Source organism: Algimonas arctica (assembly GCF_014652695.1).
Taxonomy (GTDB): Bacteria; Pseudomonadota; Alphaproteobacteria; order Caulobacterales; family Maricaulaceae; genus Litorimonas; species Litorimonas arctica.
The window spans coordinates 1-523 of record NZ_BMZH01000046.1 but is presented as its reverse complement, the minus strand read 5'-3'; the positions used below and the strand labels follow the sequence as shown (position 1 = coordinate 523).

General features: G+C 62.1%; 1 protein-coding gene. It reads right to left on the bottom strand.

Features of this window, described 5'->3' with window-relative positions:
- Positions 1-523, bottom strand: a 523-nt coding sequence (locus tag IE105_RS15290) for an Ig-like domain-containing protein (RefSeq protein WP_233354221.1), incomplete at both ends; no start/stop codon positions are given.

Below are 523 nucleotides of genomic sequence, written 5' to 3'. Positions count from 1 at the left end.
CGCGCCGTTACCAACCGTCAGGTCACCCAGAACAAAGCCGCTCACATCCTCATTAAACGTCACCGTGATCGGGAACGCGCCAGACACAGGGTCGGAAGACGTCGAGGCAATCGACACGCTCGGAGCTGCCGTATCGACATTGACGGTTATCGCTGCAGCAAAAGCCACATTGCCGTTGCCCGCTGCATCCGTCGCCACATTCGCTGGCAGCGCAAGCGTGATGTCGCCATTGCCGTTGGGCGTGACCGTCACGGTGAAGTCGCGAGGACCGCCACTGAGGACCACGGCCCCATTCGTGACCACAAAGTCAGCCGCCGTCAGGCCCGTCATGTCTTCCGTGAAGTTGAACACCAGATCAAACGGGCCGTTCACAGACGCCGGCGGAGCCGACGCGATAGAGACCGTCGGAGCCGACGCGTCATTCGTGATCGAGAACTGCGTTGCTGCCGTGCTATCATTACCCGCACTATCCGTCGCCGCAGCCGCCGCAACATCGACCGTCACAGCACCGTCCGCCGCCGGT